The sequence below is a fragment of the Mycobacterium sp. E3247 genome (genome assembly GCF_001667785.1).
Lineage (GTDB): Bacteria > Actinomycetota > Actinomycetes > Mycobacteriales > Mycobacteriaceae > Mycobacterium.
This window is the reverse complement of sequence record NZ_LZJG01000071.1, coordinates 1-1,355: the sequence shown is the minus strand read 5'-3', so window position 1 is coordinate 1,355 and position 1,355 is coordinate 1. Positions and strand designations below refer to the sequence as shown.

Sequence of the window (1,355 nt, the reverse complement as noted above, 5' to 3'; positions counted from 1 at the left end):
GCAGATCGGCGGCGATCCACCGGCGATCCACGATGCCACGTCCTCGTCGGCGTCCGTGGTCAACTCCATGGTCAGCGCGCCGACAAAGGGCCGTCGGTCGCCCCATTTCTTCGCCCATTCGGCGGCCAGCCCGGGAAAGCAGACTTCGTCATAGGCCTGGATCTCGAGCGAGCCGCGTTCGGCGATCCGCCGGGGCGAGGGTTTCGTGGCCGCGGGCAGTCCGAGCTCGCGGCGCTGCCGGTCCTCGGCCCTCTTGTTCATCCGCCAACACATCCAGTCGTACACCGCCATCCCGGTACGGACCATCGGCCCGGGCAGTGCCGGAATCAGCTCGCCGTTGGGCCGCATCGGAATGTAATGCAGCGTGGCCATCGGAATGCGGTAGTAGTCGGCGACGTTGATCGCGAGGTCCTGGTAGAGCTGTCCGGTGAAGATCAAATCGGCGCCGGCACCGACCGACATCAGTGACGAGCTCATCAGCTGCCAGTTCCGCAGCACCGGCTCCCATGCGTCGCGCATCAACTTGATGGGCCCGCGCACGAAATTCTTCCAGAAGTCGCGGATGAACTCGTCGCTCCAGAAGTCGTGCATGTCGGGTCCGTAGCCGATGGCCGCCAGGCCTGCTTCCTGCGCGAGCTCAACAAGATTGGGCGGGACGGCCATGCGGACTTCGTGCCCTCTGCGCGTCAGTTCCCGCCCGATAGCGAGGCACGGCTCTATGTCACCGCGCGTCCCGTAGCTTGCCACAGCAAATTTCATCGCGTTGTAACCTTAATCACTTTTCCCTTGCCCCGGCAACACTTCAGAGTAGGGTCTTTCGGCCCTAATTTCAGTCTCTCCCTTCCCTATTGGGATTGACTGTTTTCGTTGCATGGCATGGGGAATGAGGTTCCGCGAGCGGGCGAACCGGCAATTCCCACCGGGCGCCGTCGGGTGTGACGAAGCCAATATCATCGGCCCTATCCCCCCGACCATTGGACTGTGACGACCTTTGACGGTTTGACGCGACCCCCAGGCATCGTCGGCTGATCAGATATCTAGTGTGCCAGAAAGTGTGGTCCCGTGTCTCCAGAAGCGGCAACTAGTTCGGCGCCGGCGCCGGAGTCAGGACGCTGACAGTGCGGCACACATCCGCGCTGTCGGCTTTGCCGATCAGGCGCGACTCCGCGAGCCGGCAAACTTCTCCACCACGTCAGCGGCCTTGACAACGCTTTCAGCGGGTTTGGTCATGTGCCGGGCGATCTCTCGCGCACGCACGCCGTAATCCGGATCGAGTATCCGGCGCAGATCCGCCAACAACGACTCCCGGGTGGTGGCCGAAAACCGCCGCGTGGCACCAACTTTCAGCCGTTTGA

Annotated in this window: 1 protein-coding gene and 1 pseudogene; both read right to left on the bottom strand. The window is 63.0% G+C overall.

Annotated features, from left to right (window positions below):
- Positions 1 to 759 (bottom strand): glycosyltransferase (locus A9X04_RS03810; protein ID WP_197509025.1); only part of this gene is annotated, 759 nt, incomplete at its 3' end.
- 393 nt (positions 760 to 1,152) lie between these two features.
- Positions 1,153 to 1,355 (bottom strand): annotated as a pseudogene (locus tag A9X04_RS03805) (glycosyl transferase family 1); the annotation flags it as partial.